Origin of the sequence: Achromobacter sp. 413638 (assembly GCF_043119405.1) — a bacterium.
Lineage (GTDB): Bacteria > Pseudomonadota > Gammaproteobacteria > Burkholderiales > Burkholderiaceae_B > Achromobacter.
The window spans coordinates 23,954-44,152 of record NZ_JBICCO010000028.1; the positions used below are offsets into that span (position 1 = coordinate 23,954).

At 64.4% G+C, this 20,199-nt stretch carries 19 protein-coding genes; all 19 read left to right on the forward strand.

The window, feature by feature from the left end; genetic code table 11:
• Window positions 1–60 precede the first annotated feature (60 nt).
• The 19 genes from ACEU5R_RS13630 to ACEU5R_RS13720 all read left to right on the forward strand — a co-directional run bounded on the left by ACEU5R_RS13630 (window position 61) and on the right by ACEU5R_RS13720 (window position 20,031).
• Window positions 61–1,257 (forward strand): muconate/chloromuconate family cycloisomerase, encoded by a 1,197-nt coding sequence (locus ACEU5R_RS13630; RefSeq protein ID WP_392410530.1) that lies wholly within the window; start codon window positions 61–63, stop codon window positions 1,255–1,257.
• 38 nt (window positions 1,258–1,295) lie between these two features.
• On the forward strand, window positions 1,296–2,231 hold the full coding sequence (gene catA, locus ACEU5R_RS13635; RefSeq protein WP_392410531.1) for a catechol 1,2-dioxygenase: 936 nt from the start codon (window positions 1,296–1,298) through the stop codon (window positions 2,229–2,231).
• Window positions 2,232–2,349: 118 nt separating this feature from the next.
• The gene (locus ACEU5R_RS13640; RefSeq protein ID WP_392410532.1) at window positions 2,350–3,714 is read left to right on the forward strand and encodes a Rieske 2Fe-2S domain-containing protein; all 1,365 of its coding nucleotides are present in this window, start codon (window positions 2,350–2,352) and stop codon (window positions 3,712–3,714) included.
• Complete coding sequence (gene benB / locus ACEU5R_RS13645; RefSeq protein ID WP_392410533.1) at window positions 3,711–4,211, forward strand: benzoate 1,2-dioxygenase small subunit; 501 nt, start codon at window positions 3,711–3,713, stop codon at window positions 4,209–4,211. Before ACEU5R_RS13640 ends, benB begins: the two co-directional genes overlap by 4 nt.
• 17 nt (window positions 4,212–4,228) lie before the next feature.
• Window positions 4,229–5,254 (forward strand): benzoate 1,2-dioxygenase electron transfer component BenC, encoded by a 1,026-nt coding sequence (benC, locus tag ACEU5R_RS13650; RefSeq protein ID WP_392410534.1) that lies wholly within the window; start codon window positions 4,229–4,231, stop codon window positions 5,252–5,254.
• A gap of 12 nt (window positions 5,255–5,266) precedes the next feature.
• Window positions 5,267–6,040, forward strand: a complete 774-nt coding sequence (benD, locus tag ACEU5R_RS13655) for a benzoate diol dehydrogenase BenD (RefSeq protein ID WP_392410535.1) — start codon at window positions 5,267–5,269, stop codon at window positions 6,038–6,040.
• A gap of 58 nt (window positions 6,041–6,098) precedes the next feature.
• Window positions 6,099–6,515 (forward strand): RidA family protein, encoded by a 417-nt coding sequence (locus tag ACEU5R_RS13660; protein ID WP_392410536.1) that lies wholly within the window; start codon window positions 6,099–6,101, stop codon window positions 6,513–6,515.
• 37 nt (window positions 6,516–6,552) lie between these two features.
• Window positions 6,553–7,914 (forward strand): MFS transporter, encoded by a 1,362-nt coding sequence (locus ACEU5R_RS13665; protein ID WP_392410537.1) that lies wholly within the window; start codon window positions 6,553–6,555, stop codon window positions 7,912–7,914.
• 23 nt (window positions 7,915–7,937) lie between these two features.
• Window positions 7,938–8,633 carry a 3-oxoacid CoA-transferase subunit A gene (locus ACEU5R_RS13670; protein ID WP_392410538.1) on the forward strand — a complete coding sequence of 232 codons (696 nt, stop codon included), beginning with the start codon at window positions 7,938–7,940 and terminating at the stop codon, window positions 8,631–8,633.
• 18 nt (window positions 8,634–8,651) lie between these two features.
• Window positions 8,652–9,314 carry a 3-oxoacid CoA-transferase subunit B gene (locus tag ACEU5R_RS13675; RefSeq protein WP_392410539.1) on the forward strand — a complete coding sequence of 221 codons (663 nt, stop codon included), beginning with the start codon at window positions 8,652–8,654 and terminating at the stop codon, window positions 9,312–9,314.
• Window positions 9,314–10,516, forward strand: coding sequence for a 3-oxoadipyl-CoA thiolase (gene pcaF / locus ACEU5R_RS13680; protein ID WP_392410540.1), 1,203 nt, complete (start codon window positions 9,314–9,316; stop codon window positions 10,514–10,516). The genes ACEU5R_RS13675 and pcaF overlap by 1 nt, the downstream gene beginning before the upstream one ends.
• 9 nt (window positions 10,517–10,525) lie before the next feature.
• Entirely contained in the window at window positions 10,526–11,338 is an 813-nt protein-coding gene (gene pcaD, locus ACEU5R_RS13685) for a 3-oxoadipate enol-lactonase (RefSeq protein WP_392410541.1), read from the forward strand.
• Window positions 11,339–11,371: 33 nt separating this feature from the next.
• Window positions 11,372–11,650, forward strand: coding sequence for a muconolactone Delta-isomerase (gene catC / locus ACEU5R_RS13690; RefSeq protein WP_392410542.1), 279 nt, complete (start codon window positions 11,372–11,374; stop codon window positions 11,648–11,650).
• 271 nt (window positions 11,651–11,921) lie between these two features.
• The gene (locus ACEU5R_RS13695) at window positions 11,922–13,388 is read left to right on the forward strand and encodes a benzaldehyde dehydrogenase (RefSeq protein WP_392410543.1); all 1,467 of its coding nucleotides are present in this window, start codon (window positions 11,922–11,924) and stop codon (window positions 13,386–13,388) included.
• A 13-nt stretch (window positions 13,389–13,401) separates the two neighbouring features.
• Window positions 13,402–14,532, forward strand: a complete 1,131-nt coding sequence (locus tag ACEU5R_RS13700) for an NAD(P)-dependent alcohol dehydrogenase (RefSeq protein ID WP_392410544.1) — start codon at window positions 13,402–13,404, stop codon at window positions 14,530–14,532.
• Between the two features lie 92 nt (window positions 14,533–14,624).
• Window positions 14,625–15,971 carry an MFS transporter gene (locus tag ACEU5R_RS13705; protein WP_392410572.1) on the forward strand — a complete coding sequence of 449 codons (1,347 nt, stop codon included), beginning with the start codon at window positions 14,625–14,627 and terminating at the stop codon, window positions 15,969–15,971.
• A 27-nt stretch (window positions 15,972–15,998) separates the two neighbouring features.
• On the forward strand, window positions 15,999–17,180 hold the full coding sequence (locus ACEU5R_RS13710) for a benzoate/H(+) symporter BenE family transporter (RefSeq protein ID WP_392410545.1): 1,182 nt from the start codon (window positions 15,999–16,001) through the stop codon (window positions 17,178–17,180).
• Window positions 17,177–18,451, forward strand: a complete 1,275-nt coding sequence (locus ACEU5R_RS13715) for a GTPase (protein ID WP_392410546.1) — start codon at window positions 17,177–17,179, stop codon at window positions 18,449–18,451. Before ACEU5R_RS13710 ends, ACEU5R_RS13715 begins: the two co-directional genes overlap by 4 nt.
• Window positions 18,448–20,031, forward strand: coding sequence for a dynamin family protein (locus ACEU5R_RS13720; RefSeq protein WP_392410547.1), 1,584 nt, complete (start codon window positions 18,448–18,450; stop codon window positions 20,029–20,031). Before ACEU5R_RS13715 ends, ACEU5R_RS13720 begins: the two co-directional genes overlap by 4 nt.
• The last annotated feature ends 168 nt before the right edge of the window (window positions 20,032–20,199 follow it).

The following is a 20,199-nucleotide window of genomic DNA, read 5'->3' on the forward strand; positions in this document are numbered from 1 at the left end:
TATCGAATTAGACAAATTTAGTGTTGGACGGAACGCATGGCCTGGCGTCCAATCGGGGCCATGGAAAACACACAACGCTTTCAAGTTTGCGCAGCTCCCGCGCTCATCGAGCGGGTGGAGACCTTCTTACTGGATCTGCCTACGATCCGTCCCCATCAGTTGTCCATGGCGACGATGAACGGCCAGACCCTGATGCTCGTTCGTCTCTACTGTTCGGACGGCACCGTGGGGGTGGGCGAAGGGACGACGATCGGCGGGCTGGCCTATGGCGCCGAATCGCCCGAGGGCATGAAGCTGGCCGTCGATACCTATTTCGCGCCTCTGCTGATCGGCGCGGATGCCAGCCACGTGCCCGCCATCATGGCCAAGCTCAACAAGGCCATCCACGACAACCGCTTCGCCAAGTGCGCGGTGGAGACAGCGCTGTTCGACGCGCTGGGACAGCGCACGGGTCTGCCGGTGTCCCAACTGCTGGGCGGCCGGGTACGCGACAGCCTGCCGGTGGCCTGGACGCTGGCTTCGGGCGATACGGCCAAGGACATCGACGAAGCCGAGCGCATGCTGGCGCAACGCCGCCACAACATCTTCAAGCTCAAGATCGGCCGCCGTGCCGTGGATGCCGATGTGGCTCACGTCGCCGCCATCAAGAAAGCGCTGGGCAATCGCGGCGCCGTTCGGGTGGACGTGAACATGGCCTGGAGCGAACTCGAAGCCCAGCGCGGCTTGGCCGGGCTGGTCGACGCGGGATGCGAGCTGGTCGAACAGCCCGTGGGCTCTGCCGACGCGCTGGCGCGCCTGAAAGGCCGCTTTGCGATTGCCGTGATGGCCGATGAATCGCTGACCGGCCCGACCTCGGCATTCGCCTTGGCGCGCGTCGCCGGTGCCGACGTATTCGCGGTCAAGACCGAACAGTCCGGCGGCCTGCGGGCAGCTCAGCAGGTGGCGGCGATTGCCGACGCGGCCGGCATCGAACTCTATGGCGGAACCATGCTGGAGGGTGCGATCGGCACGATCGCCTCGGCGCATGCCTTCGCCACCTTCCGCGATCTGCAATGGGGCACCGAACTGTTCGGCCCCTTGCTGCTGACCGAAGAAATCCTTGCCCAACCCCTGCAGTACAGGGACTTCCAGCTCGCCGTGCCAACGGGGCCGGGCCTGGGCATCGCACTGGACGAAGACCGCGTCCAGTTCTTCCGCCGCGACAGGAAGCTGGGCGCCGCTGTGGCGGCAGCCCAGCCCGCCGCGACCTTCAATTGACCCACGTTTTAACCCACGATCCGAAGAAGGAGACAGCGATGAGCGTCCAAATTTTCAATACTCCCGAGGTGCAGGACTTCCTGCGATTGGCCAGTGGCCTGGACCAGAGCGGTGGCAATCCGCGCGTCAAGCAGATCGTCCACCGCATCCTGTCCGATCTCTACAAGACCATCGAAGATCTGGAGGTCACCTCTGACGAGTACTGGGCGGGCATTGCCTATCTGAACCGGCTCGGCGCCAGCGGCGAGGCGGGCCTGCTCTCGCCCGGCCTGGGCTTCGACCGCTACCTGGACATGCGCATGGATGCCGAGGACGCCACCCTCGGGATCTCGGACGCCACGCCGCGCACCATCGAGGGCCCTCTGTACGTGGCCGGCGCTCCTGTCGAGCACGGCTATGCGCGGCTGGACGATGGCAGCGACAAGGAAGGCCATACGCTGATCATGCACGGCACGGTTCGTGGCGCGGATGGCCAGCCGCTGCCCGGCGCGCAGGTCGAGGTGTGGCACGCCAATACCAAGGGCTTCTACTCCCACTATGACCCCACGGGCGAGCAAAAGCCGTTCAACATGCGTCGCACCATCATCACCGACGCCCAGGGCCGCTACAAGTTCCAGAGCATCGTGCCCAAGGGTTATGGCTGTCCGCCCGACGGCCCCACGCAAGGCCTGCTCAACGAGCTGGGACGCCACGGCAACCGCCCCGCTCACATCCACTTCTTCGTTACTGCCGATGGCCACCGCAAGCTGACGACGCAGATCAACATCGACGGCGACCCGCTGGTCTTCGACGACTTCGCCTATGCCACCCGCGAAGGGCTCGTGCCCCCGCTGGTCGAGCACACCGACCAGGCCAGCATTCAGGCCGAAGGGCTCAATGGTCCTTTCGCCGAGATCGTCTTCGACATCTCGCTGACCGCCCTGGTCAACGGCGTTGACAACCAAGTCGTCAACCGCCCCCGCCTGGCGGCCTGATCGGCCCGCCTGACCGCCGTGGCGCTGCGTGCGCCATGGTCGGGTGGTCGATTTCTCTCTCCCCTACAGAACCGCGACGTGGATCGCGGGGGATGGCTGCACACCAAGGAGACCCATCATGAACACCGCCGTATGCGCAGACAAGTATCAAGACGTCGATAAGCTGCTCGAAGACGCGCTGCAGGACGACAAGGAAAAAGGCATTTTCAGGTGCCGTCGAGACATCTTCACCAATCCTGAGCTGTTCGAGCTGGAGATGAAGCACATCTTCGAGGCGAACTGGGTGTACCTGGCGCACGAGAGCCAGATCCCCAACGTCAACGACTACTACACCACCTCGATCGGCCGCCAGCCCATCATCATCACCCGCGACAAGGCGGGCCAGCTCCACGCCGTCATCAACGCCTGCGCGCATAAGGGCGCCATGCTGTGCCGTCGCAAGCACGGCAACAAAGGCAGCTTCACCTGCCCGTTCCACGGCTGGACGTTCGGCAACAGCGGCAAGCTGCTCAAGGTCAAGGACGAGAAGACCACCGAATACCCGGTGGCTTTCAACAAAGACGGCTCGCACGACCTCACCAAGGTGGCGCGTTTCGAGAGCTACCGGGGCTTCCTGTTCGGCAGCCTCAATGCCGACGTGCAGCCGCTGGAAGACTACCTGGGCGAAACCCGCGTCATCATCGACCAGATCGTGGACCAGGCAGCCGATGGCCTGGAAGTGCTGCGCGGCAACTCCAGCTACATCTACGACGGCAACTGGAAGATGCAGATGGAAAACGGCTGCGACGGATACCACGTCAGCACCGTCCACTGGAACTACGCGGCCACCATGGGCCGCCGCGCCGAAGGCGGCGTCAAGGCCACTGACGCCAACAACTGGAGCAAGGCCAAGGCGGGCGTCTACGGTTTCGAGAATGGCCACATCCTGCTGTGGACTAACACGCTCAACCCCGAGGTGCGCCCGATCTGGAACCAGCGCGAGCAGCTCGCCGAGCGTGTGGGCCAACAGCGCGCCGACTTCATCGTCGGCCAGACGCGAAACCTGTGCCTGTACCCCAACGTGTTCCTGATGGACCAGTTCGGCACGCAGATCCGCGTCGTGCGCCCCCTGAGCGTGAATCAGACAGAGGTCAGCATCTTCTGCTTCGGCCCCAAGGGCGAAAGCGCCGAAGACCGCACGATTCGCATCCGCCAGTACGAGGACTTCTTCAACGTCTCGGGCATGGGCACGGCCGACGACCTGGAGGAGTTCCGCGCCTGCCAGGCCGGTTATGCCGGGTCGGCCGTGCGCTGGAACGACCTGAGCCGCGGTGCACCGCTGTGGATCGAAGGGCCTGACGAGAACGCCAGGAAGATGGGTATGAAGCCATTGCTCAGTGGCGAACGCAGCGAGGACGAGGGCTTGTTCATCTGCCAGCACCACTACTGGGCGCAAGAGATGCGCAAAGCCGTGCAGCAAGAGCGCGAAGGAGCACAGCCATGAGCACGGGAAACCAAGCCGACTACGGCGCGATCTGCGCCTTCCTCTACCGCGAGGCACGCCACCTGGACGAGCGTGAGTGGGAGCCCTGGCTGGAGCTGTACGCCCCCGATGCCGAGTACTGGATGCCGGCCTGGGACGACGACGACCAGTTGACCGAGGACCCGCAAAGCCAGATCTCGCTGATCTACTACCCCAACCGAAACGGGTTGGAAGACCGGATCTTCCGTATCAAGACCGAGCGCTCCAGCGCCTCCATGCCCGAGCCGCGCACCAACCACATGCTCACCAATGTGGAGGTGCTGGACGAGCGCGACGACGCCGTGGACGTCCGCTACAACTTTCACACCCTCAGCCATCGCTACAAGCTCACCGATCACTTCTTCGGCACGATTTACGTGACGCTGCGCAAGGTGGAGAGGGGCTTTCTGATCGCTCGCAAAAAGATCGTTCTCAAGAACGACTACATCCGCCAGGTGATCGACATCTATCACATCTGACGGGCAAGGAGACCACGATGAGCAGCTATCGAATAGCCCTGAACTTCGAGGACGGTGTCACCCGTTTCGTGGACTGCGGCGCCAATGAAAAAGTGCTGGATGCCGCATTCCGCAACCGCATCAATCTGCCCATGGACTGTTCCGACGGCGTGTGCGGCACCTGCAAATGCCGCGCCGAAAGCGGTACCTACGACCTGGGCGATGACTACATCGAGGACGCGCTGACCGAGGACGAGGCCGCCGAGGGGCTGGTGCTGACCTGCCAGATGGTGCCCAAGTCGGACTGCGTGATTGCGGTGCCCGTGCCGTCCACCGCGTGCAAGACCGGCACGGCCCAGTTCAGCGGAACAGTCGCGGCCATCGCGCCGTTCAGCGACGCAGCCTACGAACTCGCGCTTGACGTGCAGGAGGATGCGCCCGCGTTCCTGCCGGGGCAGTACGTCAACATCAACGTGCCGGGCAGCGGGCAGCATCGCTCGTATTCGTTCAGCTCTGCGCCAGGCGCGCGCCGCATGACGTTTCTGATCAAGCACGTGCCCGGCGGCCTGATGAGCGGCTGGCTGGCGGGCGCGGCATCCGGTGAGCCCGGCGGCGCGCTGGAGATGACCGGCCCGCTGGGCAGCTTCTACCTGCGCGCCGTGACGCGCCCGTTGCTGTTCCTCGCGGGCGGCACGGGACTGGCGCCTTTCCTCGCAATGCTGGAGGTGCTGGCCAACCAAGACGCGACGCAGCCCGTGCACATGATCTATGGCGTGACGCGCGACCAGGATCTGGTGCTGGTGGAGCGGTTGCAGGAGTATGCCCAGCGCGTTCCCGGCTTCACGTTCACCACCTGCGTGGCAGACCCCGCGACGTCGCACGAACGCCAGGGCTACGTCACCAACCACATGCCTGCGCAAGCGCTGCATGGCGGCAACATCGATGTGTACCTGTGCGGCCCGCCGCCCATGGTGGAGGCCGTGCAAAAGCACTTCAAGGCCGAAGGCATCACACCCGCGAACTTCCACTACGAGAAGTTCACCCCCAACCAGCCAGCGGCTTGAACGGAGCGCATCATGACAAAACGCTTTGAAGGCAAGGTCGTGATCGTGACCGGCGCGGCCCAGGGTATCGGCCGCGGCGTGGCGCTGCGCGCCGCGGCCGAAGGCGGCCGGGTTCTGTTCGTCGATCGCGCCGAATTCGTCACCGAAGTGGCGGCCGAGGCACCGGGCGGCAACACCGCGGGGCTCATTGCCGATCTCGAAACCTACGAAGGCGCCCGATCGGTCATGGCCTTTGCCGCAGAGAAATTCGGCGGCATCGACATCCTGATCAATGGCGTGGGCGGTGCCATCCGCATGCGTCCGTATGCCGAGTTCGAGCCCGAGCAGATCGACGCCGAGATCCGCCGATCGCTGATGCCCACCCTCTACGCCTGCCACGCCGTGCTGCCGCACCTGTTGGCGCGCGGTGGCGGAACCATCGTCAACGTCTCGTCCAACGCCACGCGCGGCATCCGCCGCGTGCCGTATTCGGCGGCCAAGGGTGGCGTCAATGCGCTGACGCAATCTCTGGCGATGGAGTACGCGCCGTACAACATCCGCGTGGTGGCCACCGCGCCAGGCGGCACCAACGCGCCGCCACGGCGCGTGCCGCGCAACGCGGCCGGCGACAGCCAGCAGGAACAGACGTGGATGCGCGAGGCGGTCCAGCAGGTGACCGAATCGAACTTCTTCAAGCGCTACGGCAGCCTGGACGATCAGGTCGGGCCGATCCTGTTCATGGCCTCGGACGAGGCTGCCTACATCACGGGCACGGTACTGCCAGTGGCCGGGGGCGACAACGGCTGACCGCCTGCTCACGCACACAGAACACATACAGGCGCAGCCACGCCGACAAGGAGACTTCATGAATGACCGCCAAGCCATCGTTCCTCCCGGAATGGAATCGGTGTACGAAAAGATCGGCTATGCGCCGGCGCTGAAGGTCGGCCGGACGATCTACGTCTCCGGCCAGATCGGGCGCGATGCGTCCATGAAGCTGGTCGAGGGCCGCGAAGCGCAGATCACGCAGGCATTCGAGAACCTGCGGCTGGTGCTGGAGGCGGCAGGCGCGTCGCTGGCCGACGTGGTCGACCTCACGAGCTACCACACCGACCTGCGCGACCAGCCTTTGTTCATGCAGGTACGCGATCGCTACTTCACCACCCACCCCAAGCCCGCATGGACCGCCATCGGCGCGCACATGCTCTGCGGGACGCCCGGCTACATCGTGGAGATCAAGGCGGTGGCTGTGCTGCGAGATCCGGCAGAGCAAAACGGCTGAGACATTCGCCCCTCATGGCAACAACAAGGAGAGAGACATGACAACGCTGGAAGTCAATCAGATCATCGACAACGCGCGGTTCACCCGATTCCACTGGATGGTGATGTGCCTATGCGGCCTGCTGCTGATTTTTGACGGCTATGACCTGTTCATCTATGGCGCGGTGTTGCCCGTGCTGATGAAGGAATGGGGGCTGACGCCGGTGCAGGCCGGCGCACTGGGCAGCTACGCGCTGTTCGGCATGATGTTCGGCGCCTTCGTGTTCGGCCCGCTGGCCGACCGGATCGGGCGCAAGAAGGGAGTGGCGCTCAGCTTCGTGCTGTTCAGCGTCGCCACGTTCCTGAGCGGCTTTGCGACCACGCCGACCGAGTTCGGCATCTATCGCTTCATCGCAGGCCTGGGCTGCGGCGGCCTGATGCCCAATGCCGTGGCACTGATGAATGAATACGCGCCCAAACGCGCCCGCAGTACCCTGGTCGCCATCATGTTCAGCGGCTATTCGCTCGGTGGCGTGCTGTGCGCGGGCCTGGGCATCTACATGCTGCCGCGCTATGGCTGGCAGTCCATGTTCTTCGCCGCGGCCGTGCCCTTGGTGCTGCTACCCGTCATCGTGTGGAAACTGCCTGAATCCGTAGGCTTCCTGCTGCGCAAGGGGCAGGACGCCAAGGCGCGCGAAATGCTGGGCAAGGTGGCACCGGGCGTTGCGCTGCCTGCCGGTGCGCAACTGGTGATGGCCGACGCCAAGGGCGCCGGCGTGCCGATGTTCGATCTGTTCAAGCAGGGCCGCACGGTCGGCACCCTCATGATCTGGGTGTCGTTCTTCTGCTGCCTGCTGATGGTGTACGCGCTGGGCTCGTGGCTGCCCAAGCTGATGGCCAATGCGGGATACAGCCTGGGGTCGAGCCTGTCGTTCCTGCTGATGCTGAACTGCGGCGGTGTGGTGGGCGCCATTCTGGGCGGCTGGCTCGGTGACCGTTTCAGCCTGCCCAAGGTGGTGGTCGCTTTCTTCGCGCTGGGCACGGTGTCCATCGCGCTGCTCGGTTTCAACAGCCCGATGCCCGTGCTGTACCTGCTGATCGCCATCGCAGGCGCCACCACCATCGGCACCCAAATTCTGCTGTACGCCAACACGGCGCAGTTCTATCCGCTGTCCATGCGCTCGACAGGACTGGGCTGGGCATCCGGTGTCGGCCGCACGGGGGCCATCGTCGGCCCGCTGCTGGGAGGCTCGCTGATGGCCGCGGCCTTGCCGCTGAAGATGAACTTCCTGGTGTTTGCTGTGCCAGGCTTGGTGGCGGCGCTCGCCATCGGCGTTTTCATTCTCTGGTACGGCCGCAACCCGGCAAGTGCCCATGCAACAGCCCCGGCTCCACATCCTGCCGCTTCCGGCACGGTGTGAGGAAAAGAAGAAAGAGGAAACCCATGATTGATAAGCGTATTCGCAGCGTGGCCCAGGCGCTGCACGACGTGCAGGACGGCGCCACGGTTTTGGTGGGCGGGTTTGGCACTGCCGGCATTCCGGGCGAACTGATCGACGGCTTGATCGAGCAAGGCGCCAAAGACCTGACCATCGTCAACAACAACGCCGGCAATGGAGACCATGGCCTGGCGGCGCTGCTCAAGACGGGGCGAGTACGCAAGATCATCTGCAGCTTCCCGCGTCAGGCCGATTCATGGGTCTTCGACGAGCTGTACCGCGCCGGCAAGATCGAACTGGAGCTGGTGCCGCAGGGCAACCTGGCCGAGCGCCTGAGGGCGGCCGGGGCCGGCATCGGCGGTTTCTTCTGCCCGACCGGCTACGGCACCGAGCTGGCCAAGGGCAAGGAGACCCGTCAGATCAATGGGCGCTGGTATGTCTTCGAGCAGCCCATCCACGGTGACGTGGCCTTGATCAAGGCCGAGCGCGGCGACCGCTGGGGCAACCTGACGTACCGCAAGGCCGCGCGGAACTTCGGTCCCGTGATGGCCACTGCCGCACGAACCACCATCGCCAGCGTCTTCGAGCTGGCGGAGCTGGGTCAACTGGACCCCGAGACCATCATCACGCCCGGCATCCACGTGCAGCGCGTGGTGCAGGTGCCGCGCGTGAAGACCGAAGCCGGTGGCTTCAAGGCCTGACCCAGAAAGGACCATGGCATGACGACGAACTATCAACGACGTACCAAGGACGAGTTGGCGCAGCGGATCGCGCAGGACATTCACGATGGCGCCTATGTGAATCTGGGCATCGGCATGCCCACGCTGGTGGCCAACCATCTGCCCGAAGGCGTGGAAGTGGTGCTGCACAGCGAGAACGGCATCCTCGGCATGGGGCCGGCGCCTGAAGCCGGTCACGAGGACTACGACCTCATCAACGCGGGCAAGCAGCCGGTCACGCTGCTGCCCGGTGGCGCATTCTTCCATCACTCGGACAGCTTTGCGATGATGCGCGGCGGTCACCTGGACATCTGCGTGCTGGGCGCGTTCCAGGTTTCCGCCACGGGCGATCTGGCGAACTGGAGCACGGGCGAATCCGGGTCCATCCCCGCCGTGGGCGGCGCGATGGATCTGGCCATCGGTGCCAAGCAGACCTGGGTCATGATGGATCTGCTGACCAAGAAGGGCGAAAGCAAGCTGGTGCGGCAGTGCAGCTACCCGCTCACCGGGCTGGCCTGCGTCAAGCGCGTCTATACGGACCTCGCGACCTTTGCCTGCACGGCGGATGGCCTGCAACTGATCGACGCCGTGCCCGGGCTCAGCCGGGAGGCACTGGAAGGCATCGTCGGACTGCCGATCGCGGCCGCGAAGGGGGCTGCGTGATGTCCCCGGTATTCATCTGCGACGCCATCCGCACACCGTTCGGCCGCTATGGCGGAAGCCTGTCTTCCATTCGCCCCGATGACCTGGGGGCCTTGGTGCTACGGGCGCTGGTGCAGCGCAATCCCGGGGCAGACTGGGGTTCCGTGGATGACGTGATCTTCGGCTGCGCCAACCAGGCGGGCGAAGACAACCGCAACGTGGCGCGCATGGCGGCCCTGCTGGCAGGCCTGCCGCTGGAGGTGCCCGGCTCCACCATCAACCGACTGTGCGGCTCCGGGCTGGACGCCATTGGCACCGCGGCTCGGGCCATCAAGTCAGGCGAGACGGGCCTGATGATCGCCGGTGGCGTTGAAAGCATGAGCCGCGCACCGTTCGTCGTGCCCAAGGCCGAATCCGCGTTTTCCCGCGCCAACTCGATCCAGGACACCACCATCGGGTGGCGCTTCATCAACCCGGTGATGAAGGCCTTGCATGGCGTGGACTCCATGCCGGAGACCGCGGAAAACGTCGCGGTGGACTTCGCGATTTCCCGTGAGGATCAGGATCTCTTCGCCCTGCGCAGCCAGGCCAAGGCCGCCGCGGCGCAGAAGGCAGGCTTCTTCGCTGCCGAAATCGTTCCGGTCGCCGTGCCTCAGCGCAAGGGCGACGCGCTGCAGGTCGCCGTGGACGAGCATCCGCGCGAGACCACGCTGGAGGCGCTGGCGAAGCTCAAGCCGGTGGTCAGGCCCGATGGCTCGGTCACGGCCGGCAACGCCAGTGGCGTCAATGACGGCGCCTGTGCCCTGCTGCTGGCCAGCGAATCGCAGGCCGTCCACCAACACCTGACCCCGAAGGCCCGTGTGGTCGGCATGGCGACCGCAGGGGTTCCCCCTCGCGTCATGGGCATCGGCCCCGCGCCTGCCACGCGCAAGGTGCTGGAGCAGACCGGCTTGCGGCTTGAGCAGATGGACGTGATCGAGCTGAACGAGGCATTTGCGTCCCAGGGCCTGGCCGTGCTGCGCCAATTAGGCCTGCCCGACGACGATCCGCGGGTCAATCCCAACGGCGGTGCGATTGCACTGGGGCATCCGCTGGGTGCCAGCGGCGCGCGCCTGGTCACGACGGCCATCAACCAACTGCACCGCAGCAGCGGCCGTTATGCGCTGTGCACCATGTGCATCGGCGTGGGCCAGGGTATTGCCCTGGTCATCGAGCGTGTTTGAGGAAAGACCGTGAGCAATAAAGCCTTTCAGTTGAAGACTCCCCGCGGCGAATTCAGGGTAGCCGTCGACGGCGATGAAGCCGCCCCGGCGCTGATTCTGAGCAATTCCCTCGGTACGACGTTGGAGATGTGGAAGCCGCAGGTCGCGGCGTTCTCCGCTGGCTACCGTCTGATCCGATACGACACCCGCGGCCACGGCGGCAGCCCGGTCACGGCCGGCCCTTACAGCTTCGATGAGCTGGGCCAGGACGTGCTGGCCGTGCTGGATGCGCTGGGCATCGAGCGGGCCGCGTTCTGCGGCATATCGATGGGCGGCCATACCGGACTGTGGCTGGGCATTCATGCCGGCCCGCGCCTGAGCGCCATCGCGGTCTGCAACAGCGCCGCGAAGATCGGCGCCGAAGCGGCCTGGCGCGAGCGTGCTTCCATGGTGCGCAGCGGCGGCACAGTTGGCATGCGGACTCTGGCCGATTCCGCACCGGGCCGCTGGTTCACCGACGGCTTCATCCAGGCTCAGCCCGCGACCGTGCAGCGCGCGCAGGAGGGGATCGCCGGCATCGATCCCGAAGGTTATGCGGCGTGCTGCGAGGCGTTGGCGACGTCGGACCTGCGGGCCGATATCGACCACATTGCCGTGCCCACGCTGCTGCTGGCAGGCGCCTCCGATCCGGTGACGACGGTGGCCGACGCCCAGGCCATGCAAGCCAGCATTCCAGGTGCGCGCGTGGCGGTGGTGCAGGCCTCCCACCTCTCGAATCTGGAAGCGCCTCAGGCGTTCAACCTGGCGGTGCTGGATTTCATCTCCGGCACCGCAGTGGCCTGATTCCACGAGTACTTCATACAGAAAGGAAATCCCATGCTTTATCTGGTTCACATGATCGTCGACATCCCGTCCACCGTGCCGGCCGAAGAAGCCGCTCGCATCAAGGCCGAGGAAAAGGCTTACTCGCAAGAGCTGCAGCGCTCTGGCAAGTGGCCCCACCTGTGGCGCGTGGTGGGCGAGTACGCCAACTACAGCGTCTTCGATGTGCAGAGCAACGACGAACTGCACGATACGCTTAGCAAGCTGCCGCTGTTCCCGTTCATGAAGATTTCGGTGACGCCGCTGGCCAAGCACCCGTCCTCCATCAAGTGAAGTGGACGCGGGATGTTTCTGAACCGGCGAACGCTTGCATTGCTAGCTGTGGACCTAGCGTTGCCGGATGTGGTGATGGTTGCTGCATCATGAGTAGTCCATGGGCTGCACCGTGGAGTGACTCGCAGCGAATCTGCAACAGGAGATAGTCCACGGGTCCAGCTCATCAAGGATCGGGGCATTCACATGAATTAAATCCCTGTTGCATCCCGAGAGATCATCAAAACCCTACTGGTCGCGCACCCGAGCGCTCGATTGAAAGGAGATAACCGTGAGTCAGTCCCAGACATTCCTGCCTACCGAACTCTGGAGTGGCCGCCTTTTTGATGGCCGGTGGCGCGAAGGTGCCACCACAGCCTCCGTGCTGGAGCCCGCCACCGGCGCCGAGTTGGGCCGCGTTGCGCTGGCCGACCCGGCGCTGATCGCCAGCCAGGCCGCCGAGGCCGCGCAGGCGCAGAGGACCTGGGCGGCACTGCCCTACGATGAACGAGCTCAGGTTCTTCGCAAGGCGGCACGGCTTGCCGAAGAGCACGCGGACGAGATCGCCGGCTGGGTGGTGCGCGAGAGCGGTTCCATTCAGATGAAGGCCGGCTTTGAAGTCGCCGTGACGATCAAGGCGCTGCACGAGGCCTCGGGCCTGCCCTCGCGCAGCGCCGGTGAGGTTTTGCCCTCCGAGCCGGGGCGGTTGAGCCTGGCGCGTCGCCGGCCGCTCGGGGTGGTGGGCGTGATTCCACCGTTCAATTTCCCGCTGTACCTGGCCATGCGCGCGGTGGCGCCCGCGCTGGCGCTGGGCAATGCCGTCGTCCTCAAGCCCGACCCCCGCACGGCCGTGTGTGGCGGTATGGTAATCGCGCGCCTGTTCGAACTCGCCGGGTTGCCCGCTGGGGTGCTGCAGGTGCTGCCGGGCGATGGCGCGGCCGGTGCGGCGATGACCAGCGACCCGAGCATTGCCATGATCCAGTTCACCGGCTCAACCGCCGCCGGGCGCAAGGTCGGCGAGGCAGCCAGTCGCCACCTCAAGAAGGTCTCGCTGGAACTGGGCGGCAAGAACTCGCTGATCGTGCTCGACGACGCCGATTTGGACCTGGCCATCGCCAATACCGCCTGGGGCGTCTATCTACATCAAGGGCAGATCTGCATGTCCGCCGGGCGCGTGCTGGTGCAGCGCGGCATCTACGAGAGCTTCGTGCAGAAGCTCATCGCCAAGGCCGGCAGCCTTAAGGTGGGCGACCCCGTCCAGGGCGACGTGCACATCGGTCCGCTGATCAATGCCGTCCAGCGCGACAACGCCCTGCGCATCATCGATGCGGCCACCAAGGCGGGCGCCGTGGTGGAAACCGGCGGCACGCATGAAGGGCTGTTCCTCGCACCGACGGTGCTCAGCGGCGTGACGCCGGACAACCCCGCCTTCCACGAGGAGATTTTCGGCCCCGTCGCGGTGGTGATCCCGTTCGACAGCGACGAGGACGCAATCCGGCTGGCCAACGACACCGAGTATGGGCTGTCGATGGCAGTGCTTTCGCGCGACGTCGGACGCGCGCTCAAGCTGGGTGAATCCTTGCGCACCGGCTTGCTGCACATCAACGACCAGACCGTCAACGACGAGGTGGTCAATCCGTTCGGCGGCGTCGGCGCCTCGGGCAACGGCAGCAGCATCGGCGGCGCGGCCAACTGGGAGGAGTTCACCCAGTGGCAGTGGCTCACGGTCAAGGGACAGGCACCCGCCTACCCGTTTTGAGGAGGAAGACACCATGAATGCAAAGACAGAATTGCGCAGCATCACGGCGGCCGTGGTGCGTGCCCCGCAGCAGCCTTTCACCATCGAGCCGGCACGCATCCGTGCTCCGCGGAAAGACGAGGTGCTGGTGCGGGTGGTGGCCACCGGCCTGTGCCACACCGACCTGATCGTGCGCGATCAGTACTATCCGGTGCCCCTTCCCGCAGTGCTGGGCCACGAGGGCGCGGGTGTCGTCGAGGAGGTTGGCCCCAACGTCAAGAACCTGAAGGTCGGCGACCATGTCGTGCTGACCTATGGTGCCTGCGGCCATTGCAACCCGTGCGCCAGTGGCCACGAAGCCTATTGCAAGGACTTCTACCCGCTCAACTTCGGCGGCTGCGATGCCCACGGCCATACAGCGCTGCAGGCCCTTGACGGAGAGCCGCTACACGATCAATTTTTCGCCCAATCCTCGTTCGCCACGTACGCATTGGCGAGCGAAAACAATGCGATCCAGGTTCCGGCCGATGCGCCACTGGAACTGCTTGGTCCCTTGGGCTGCGGCATCCAGACCGGCGCGGGCGCCGTGATCAATTCGCTCAAGGTGCGCGCGGGCAGCAGCTTCGCCGCCTATGGCGCCGGGGCGGTCGGCCTGAGCGCGGTCATGGCGGCGCGCGTGGCCGGTGCGACCACCATCATCGCGATCGACGTCGTGGCGTCACGGCTGGAACTGGCAAAGGAACTGGGCGCCACCCACACGGTGAACAGCAAAGAGGAGGATGTGGTCGAGGCCGTGCGCGAGATCACCAATGGGGGCGCCGATTTCGCGCTCGAATCCACCGGGCGGCCGGAAGTGCTCGAAGCCGGCATCGATGCGCTGGGCGGGCTGGGAACCATGGGCATCGTCGGCGCGCCCAAACTGGGCACCCGGGCCAGTTTCGACATCAACAGCCTGCTGCTGGGCGGTCGCAGCATCCGCGGCATCGTCGAGGGCGACAGCGTTCCCCAGGTCTTCATCCCGCAACTGGTCAAGCTGTACCAGCAGGGCCGCTTCCCATTCGACCGTCTGGTGAAGTTCTATCCGCTGGAGCAGATCAACCAGGCCGCTGAAGACAGCACCAAGGGCATCACGCTCAAGCCCATTCTGCGCATCGCCGACGCCTGACCGGGCACCCAACGCCGGTGTATCGGCTTATTTCATTTGCACAGGCATGGCGGCGGCCAGGTACTCCCGCGCCGCGCGCCATGGACACATCGATGAGTTCTGATTCTCAATGGTCGATTCCAACATTGATCGACAACGAACGGCTGGGTGCATTCCAGTGGCGCGTATTGATTCTTTGCTTCGCCATCGCCTTGTTCGATGGCTTTGACACGCAGGCCATCGCGTTCACCGGCCCCGCCATTCTCTCGGCCTTCGGTCTGCCAGTCGGCTCACTGGCCCCGATCCTCACGGCCGGGATCGTCGGCATGACGATCGGGGCGATGACGCTGGGCATGGTCGGGGACCGCATCGGCCGGAGGCCGACCATCATGCTGAGCCTGGCGATCTTCGGCGTAGCGACGTTGGCGACGGCTTGGGCCGCCGACACCCAGCAAATCCTGGCGCTGCGTTTCATCGCAGGCCTGGGCATGGGCGGATGCACGCCGGTATTGCTGGCGCTGGCGGCCGAATACGGGCCCGCCCGGCTGCGGGGCGCGATCATGACCGGCGTGCTGCTGGGCTTGCCTGCCGGTGCGATGCTGGGCGGCTTGCTGGCTGCGCGCATGCTGCCCCTGATCGGATGGGAAGGAATTTTCATCGTTGGCGGTGCCGTGCCGCTCGCGATGCTGCTGTTGATCGCATTTGCGCTGCCTGAATCGTTGTACTACCGGGCCACGCGAGGAGACGCCCAGGGGCAGCGCTACATCGCCAAGGTGCTGTCCAAGATCGTGACCCGCTCTTTGCCACCCGAAGCGCACTTCACGGTGCCGGAGTCCGCTGTCGCGCGCGCGAGCGTCCGTGCCCTGTTCGCCGATGGCAATGCGGGCAAGACCGTTGCCATCTGGGCCGTCTACCTGTTGAACTGGGTGGCGTGGTTCATGCTGCTGTCGTGGCTTCCCACCGTGCTCAAGGCAGCAGGTTTGCCCGCAGAGGACGCGCCGCTGGGAACGGTGATCGTCAACGCGGTGTTCATCATCTGCGCGATACCGCTGTCGTTGCTGTTGCCGCGTGTCGATACGCGCCGCCTGTTGGCCGCGATGTTCGCGGTCGGCATCGTCGTGGCGCTCGGATTGGGCTTTGCCGGCCAGAACTGGACGCTGGTGTTCGTGCTGGCGGGTGCGGCGGGCTTCGGCGTCGGTGGGCAGCAGATTGCCCTGAACTACCTCATCGTGGGCGCCTATCCCACTGCGTTGCGTGCGACGGCCACCGGGTGGTCCATCGGCATGGGGCGTGCGGGCGCCATCGTGGGCTCCGCCATCGGCGGCAGCTTCCTGGCCTGGGGCGGTCCGCAGGGCTTTTTCATCGCTTTGGCCGTGCCCTTGATCGTTGCCGGGCTTGCCGTCCTGAGCCTCAAGCTCAAACCAGCAGAGGGAGGAGCCCGGCCTTTGGCGTCTCACTGAGCGCCTGTTCTCGGTCGGCAACCATTCATGGAGTTCAAACATGGTTCTCTCACTGCCTGGGTAGCCGGATTTCTGGCGGTTCTGATTTCCTACGCGGGGCCGCTGGTCATCTTCATCCAGGCGGCACAAGCGGGTCACATCTCGAATGCGGAACTGACGTCCTGGATCTGGGCCATCTCGATCGGAGCGGGCGTCAGTGGCCTGCTGTTGAGCTGGTGGCTCAAGCTGCCTGTCATCACGGCGTGGTCCGCTCCCGGAACTGCCTTGCTGCTCAGCCTGTTTCCCGAAATCTCGATGCCGGAAGTGGTGGGCGCCTATCTCACGGCCGCGGCCATCGTCATCGCGATTGGCGTCACGGGGTACTTCGAGAAGATCGTTGCGTTCATCCCCAAGGGCATCGCGGCGGGGATGATGGCAGGCATCCTGTTCCAGTTCGGCGTGCAAGCCTTTCGCGCTAGCGTGGACATGCCTGTTGTCGTCTTCGCCATGCTGGCGGCGTACCTGATCAGCAAGCGGCTGTGGCCACGCTACGCCATCGTCATCGTGGCACTGACCGGCTTTGCCGTCGCATTCGCCATGGGCACGACCCATCTGCAGGCGCTCGGACTGGAGCTGGCAAGGCCGGTATTCGTTGTCCCGCAATTCAATGTCGGTGTGTTCCTGAGCTTCACCGTGCCGCTGGTGCTGGTCAGCCTGACCGGACAGTACCTGCCAGGCATGGCCGTGTTGCAGCTTGCTGGCTATCGCGTGCCGTCCCGCGCCGTGGTGGCGGGTACGGGCCTGGCATCGCTGCTGACGGCGTGCTTTGGCGGCATCACCATCGTCCTGGCAGCCATTACCGCCGCGCTGTGCACTGGCAGGGACGCGCACGCGGACCCCGGCAAACGGTATATCGCGGGCATTGCCAACGGGGTGTTCTACCTCGCCGGCGGTGCCTTCGCGGGGACGATCGTGCAGGTGTTCACCGCATTCCCGTCGGCGCTGATCGCAGCATTGGCTGGCTTGGCGCTGATCGGAGCGATCGTCTCCAACATCCGCATTCTCGTGAGCGAGGATGCCTATGTGGAGCCATCGGTCATCACGTTTTTGGCGACAGCGTCGGGAATGACGCTGTTCGGCCTGGGTGCGGCTTTCTGGGGCGTGGTGTTCGGCATGGCCTCGTATTGGCTGTTTGCTCAGCCACAGGGAGCGAAAAGGAAAGAACAATGACGAAGGTAGCAACGATGGATACGGAGACTTTTGACCTTGTCGAGCGTGATGTGCTGGGAGTTCTTCCCGCACGATCACAGGACTTGGCGCGTTTGCGCGTGCTGGTCCAGCAACAACCGCAGCCCACGGTAACGGTGATGGGCAAGTACAACCACGGCAAAAGCCGTTTGCTCAACGAACTCCTGGGCAGCGATACCTTTGCCGTGGCGGACAAGCGCGAGACTGTGGCGTTGGCCGAGCACGTCCAGCCGGACGTGCGCTGGTTGGATGCGCCAGGCTTGGATGCCGATGTCGGATTGGCCGATGACGGTCATGCGTACCACGCCGCCTGGCTTCAGGCCGACATTCGCCTGTTCGTCCATGCGGCCAAGGAAGGCGAACTCGACGCGGCGGAACGCACGCTGCTGCACACCCTCGGCGCGGACCAGCAGCGCACGCGCCGACGCACGCTGTTCGTGCTGACCCAGGTGGATCAGATGGCCGACGACGCGCATCTGGACAAGGTTGTGACCGCCATCCACGCGCAGGCACCAGAACTGCCGCTGCACCAGGTTTCCTCCACACGCCACCGTCAAGGCTTGGAGGGGAGCAAGAAGCTGCTGATCGAGAAAAGCGGGATTCCTGCTCTTCAGGTGGTGCTGCGTGAGGCAATCGCCAAAGTGCCAGCGGCACGGGTGCACGAGACAGCATTGCTTCTCGGTGAAATCCGGGGCGAGTTGCAGTCGGCGAAGTCCGATGCGCAGTCGCGCCTGCAATCGCTGCAAGACACCCAGCGCCTGCAGCGTCAAGCGTTCGAGCAAGGATTGATCGAGGTGCTCGACAAGGTGCAGATCGACCTGCAGCCCGTGTTGGAGGTCAGCGGCCCTGACCAGGCGCTGGTGCCTGACTCCTTCAAGAACGCATTCAAGCTCACAGCCGGTAAGCAGGAGCGTGCGCGCATCCAGATCGCCTATTCACGCGCCTGCATTGCCATCAATGCCCACTTGGTCAAGCACGGTGTGGTGGGGCTGCCGCAGGCACAGCAGACCTCGGTCACCAGCCTGGACACGGTCATGGTCGCGGTGATGGGCGTATCGGTCAAATACCGCGAGGATCTGCGAAAAATCTTCTGCGAACCGGAGGGGCGCGACAGATTGGGCCGCGATTTCGCCCGCTATTTCGAGTTGTCGGACGATCGGCAGGCATTGGCATCTCAGATCGCCCAGTGCGAGGCGGAACGTGTTGCTGCCGATAAGGCGCTGCAAGCGTTGGCCACGCTGGAGGCAGCATGAGTTCCGTCGAGCGGCAATTCATGGATGCAGCGGATGCGTTCGGCATCGGCGAGCGAAATCTGCAACCTGTTTTGCAACAGATGCATGATTGGCTTTCCGGGCTGGTGCAAGCCTTGCACGATAGTTCACTGAAGCAGGATGGCCTGCAACCCGACAGCGCTCTGGCGCGCCAGGTGCAAGCCATCAACGCGAATGTGATGGCGGGCGAGCGCCGTTGGGCCGACCAATGGGAGAGGCTGCGGCCCGCTCAGGCGCTGGCGCAGACGTTCGACGAAAAGGCCATGCTCCTGGTCTTCGGCAAGTTCAACGCCGGCAAGAGTTCGCTATGCAATTTCCTGGCCGAGCGATTTCAGCGGCAGGGACGCAGCGTGCAGTACTTCCATCTGGAGGCCGGGAAGATCGTGGAGACCGGGCAGCGCTTTCGTGAGGGAGCCGTTGAGACCACGGCGCGGCTTCAGGGCGTGTGCCTGGGGGAGAAGCTGGTGCTGCTGGATACCCCCGGCCTGCACTCCGGCACCGATAAAAATGTGGCGCTGACGCAGCGCTTTCTGGACAGCGCCGATGGCGTTCTGTGGTTGTCCAGTTCGACATCGCCTGGTCAGGTGCAGGAACTCGACGAGTTGGCGCGCGAATTGCGGCGCAGCAAACCCCTGTTGCCCGTCGTGACCCGCAGCGACTTCATCGAGGAGGATGAAGTCGATGGTGCCATCGTCAAGTGTCTGCGCAACAAGACGGGGCCCAACCGTGCATTGCAAGAAGCGGATGTGTACGAGCGGGCGAAGGAGAAGCTGTTGTCCCTGGGAGTGGCACCGCAACTGCTGAGCGCCCCGCTGTCCGTGTCGGTGCATGTGGCACGCGCGCAGGGGGAAACGGATGCAGCCATGGCCGACGCAGGCTTTGAGCGGCTCTATGGTGCGCTGCTGGACATCACCGGGCCCGCGCTTGCCTACCAACAGCGCAAGCCGGCTGAGGTGCTGCTGCACCATCTACAGGAGCATGTGCTGGGCGAACTGAATGCCGAGACCGTGCCGGCCCTGGAAGACCTGAGGCAGGCGCTGACGACAGAGGATGCAGAGCTTGCACGGCGCCAGGCGCGCATGGTGCAGTCGGCCTGGCGTGAGGTCATTCCCGAGGTACCTGCATTGCTGGAACGCCACGCCAGCATTGGCGAGATTCAGAAAGTATGCGATGAGGTGACCGCGCGACTTGAAGCCGCGTTTGCGCGGCAGGTCAATGAGCAGCTCGCCGGCTACGTGCTTTCCGTCCCAACGCCCCCAAGCATTACGCCCGCTGAATGCATCGACCGCGAATCTTTTTCCGTTGTAGACCATATCTTCGTAGCAGGCAAGCAAGAGGAGGAAGCCCAGCAGATAGCCGCCGAGAAGGCTTTGGATCACGAGGTGCTGTACAACGCGCTGGAGCGCGCGGTTCGTACCCGATTGTTGGATATGGCCGTGAGCGCCATTAAAGCGTGTAGCGCGACATTGAGCAACCTCGAAACGAATGCCAGACGTATGCAAGCGTTATTGGAACTCAGCGGCCAGCAACTGCACGTGATTGAACAGGCACTGCGTATTTAGGCGGTCGATCCTTAGTTTCCTGAATCCTGATCATTACTGTTTTCATATCCTCCTAGACTTCGCCTGGACCGCGGCGAATCCTTTCGGTCTATCCATGCTGCCCAATGCGCTGGACTGCGCGTGGTGCTGCGGGCGGCGGTGTTGAACTTGGTCGCGAAGGTCTGCGAG

Excerpts from the sequence above, each read along its gene's own strand:
- benC (WP_392410534.1), top strand. The coding sequence starts at position 4,229 with ATGAGCAGCTATCGAATAGCCCTGAACTTCGAGGACGGTGTCACCCGT.
- ACEU5R_RS13720 (WP_392410547.1), top strand. The coding sequence starts at position 18,448 with ATGAGTTCCGTCGAGCGGCAATTCATGGATGCAGCGGATGCGTTCGGC.
- ACEU5R_RS13715 (WP_392410546.1), top strand. The coding sequence starts at position 17,177 with ATGACGAAGGTAGCAACGATGGATACGGAGACTTTTGACCTTGTCGAG.
- benD (WP_392410535.1), top strand. The coding sequence starts at position 5,267 with ATGACAAAACGCTTTGAAGGCAAGGTCGTGATCGTGACCGGCGCGGCC.
- ACEU5R_RS13700 (WP_392410544.1), top strand. The coding sequence starts at position 13,402 with ATGAATGCAAAGACAGAATTGCGCAGCATCACGGCGGCCGTGGTGCGT.
- ACEU5R_RS13660 (WP_392410536.1), top strand. The coding sequence starts at position 6,099 with ATGAATGACCGCCAAGCCATCGTTCCTCCCGGAATGGAATCGGTGTAC.
- benB (WP_392410533.1), top strand. The coding sequence starts at position 3,711 with ATGAGCACGGGAAACCAAGCCGACTACGGCGCGATCTGCGCCTTCCTC.
- catA (WP_392410531.1), top strand. The coding sequence starts at position 1,296 with ATGAGCGTCCAAATTTTCAATACTCCCGAGGTGCAGGACTTCCTGCGA.
- catC (WP_392410542.1), top strand. The coding sequence starts at position 11,372 with ATGCTTTATCTGGTTCACATGATCGTCGACATCCCGTCCACCGTGCCG.
- ACEU5R_RS13665 (WP_392410537.1), top strand. The coding sequence starts at position 6,553 with ATGACAACGCTGGAAGTCAATCAGATCATCGACAACGCGCGGTTCACC.
- ACEU5R_RS13675 (WP_392410539.1), top strand. The coding sequence starts at position 8,652 with ATGACGACGAACTATCAACGACGTACCAAGGACGAGTTGGCGCAGCGG.
- ACEU5R_RS13670 (WP_392410538.1), top strand. The coding sequence starts at position 7,938 with ATGATTGATAAGCGTATTCGCAGCGTGGCCCAGGCGCTGCACGACGTG.
- ACEU5R_RS13705 (WP_392410572.1), top strand. The coding sequence starts at position 14,625 with ATGAGTTCTGATTCTCAATGGTCGATTCCAACATTGATCGACAACGAA.
- ACEU5R_RS13640 (WP_392410532.1), top strand. The coding sequence starts at position 2,350 with ATGAACACCGCCGTATGCGCAGACAAGTATCAAGACGTCGATAAGCTG.
- ACEU5R_RS13710 (WP_392410545.1), top strand. The coding sequence starts at position 15,999 with ATGGAGTTCAAACATGGTTCTCTCACTGCCTGGGTAGCCGGATTTCTG.
- ACEU5R_RS13630 (WP_392410530.1), top strand. The coding sequence starts at position 61 with ATGGAAAACACACAACGCTTTCAAGTTTGCGCAGCTCCCGCGCTCATC.
- pcaF (WP_392410540.1), top strand. The coding sequence starts at position 9,314 with ATGTCCCCGGTATTCATCTGCGACGCCATCCGCACACCGTTCGGCCGC.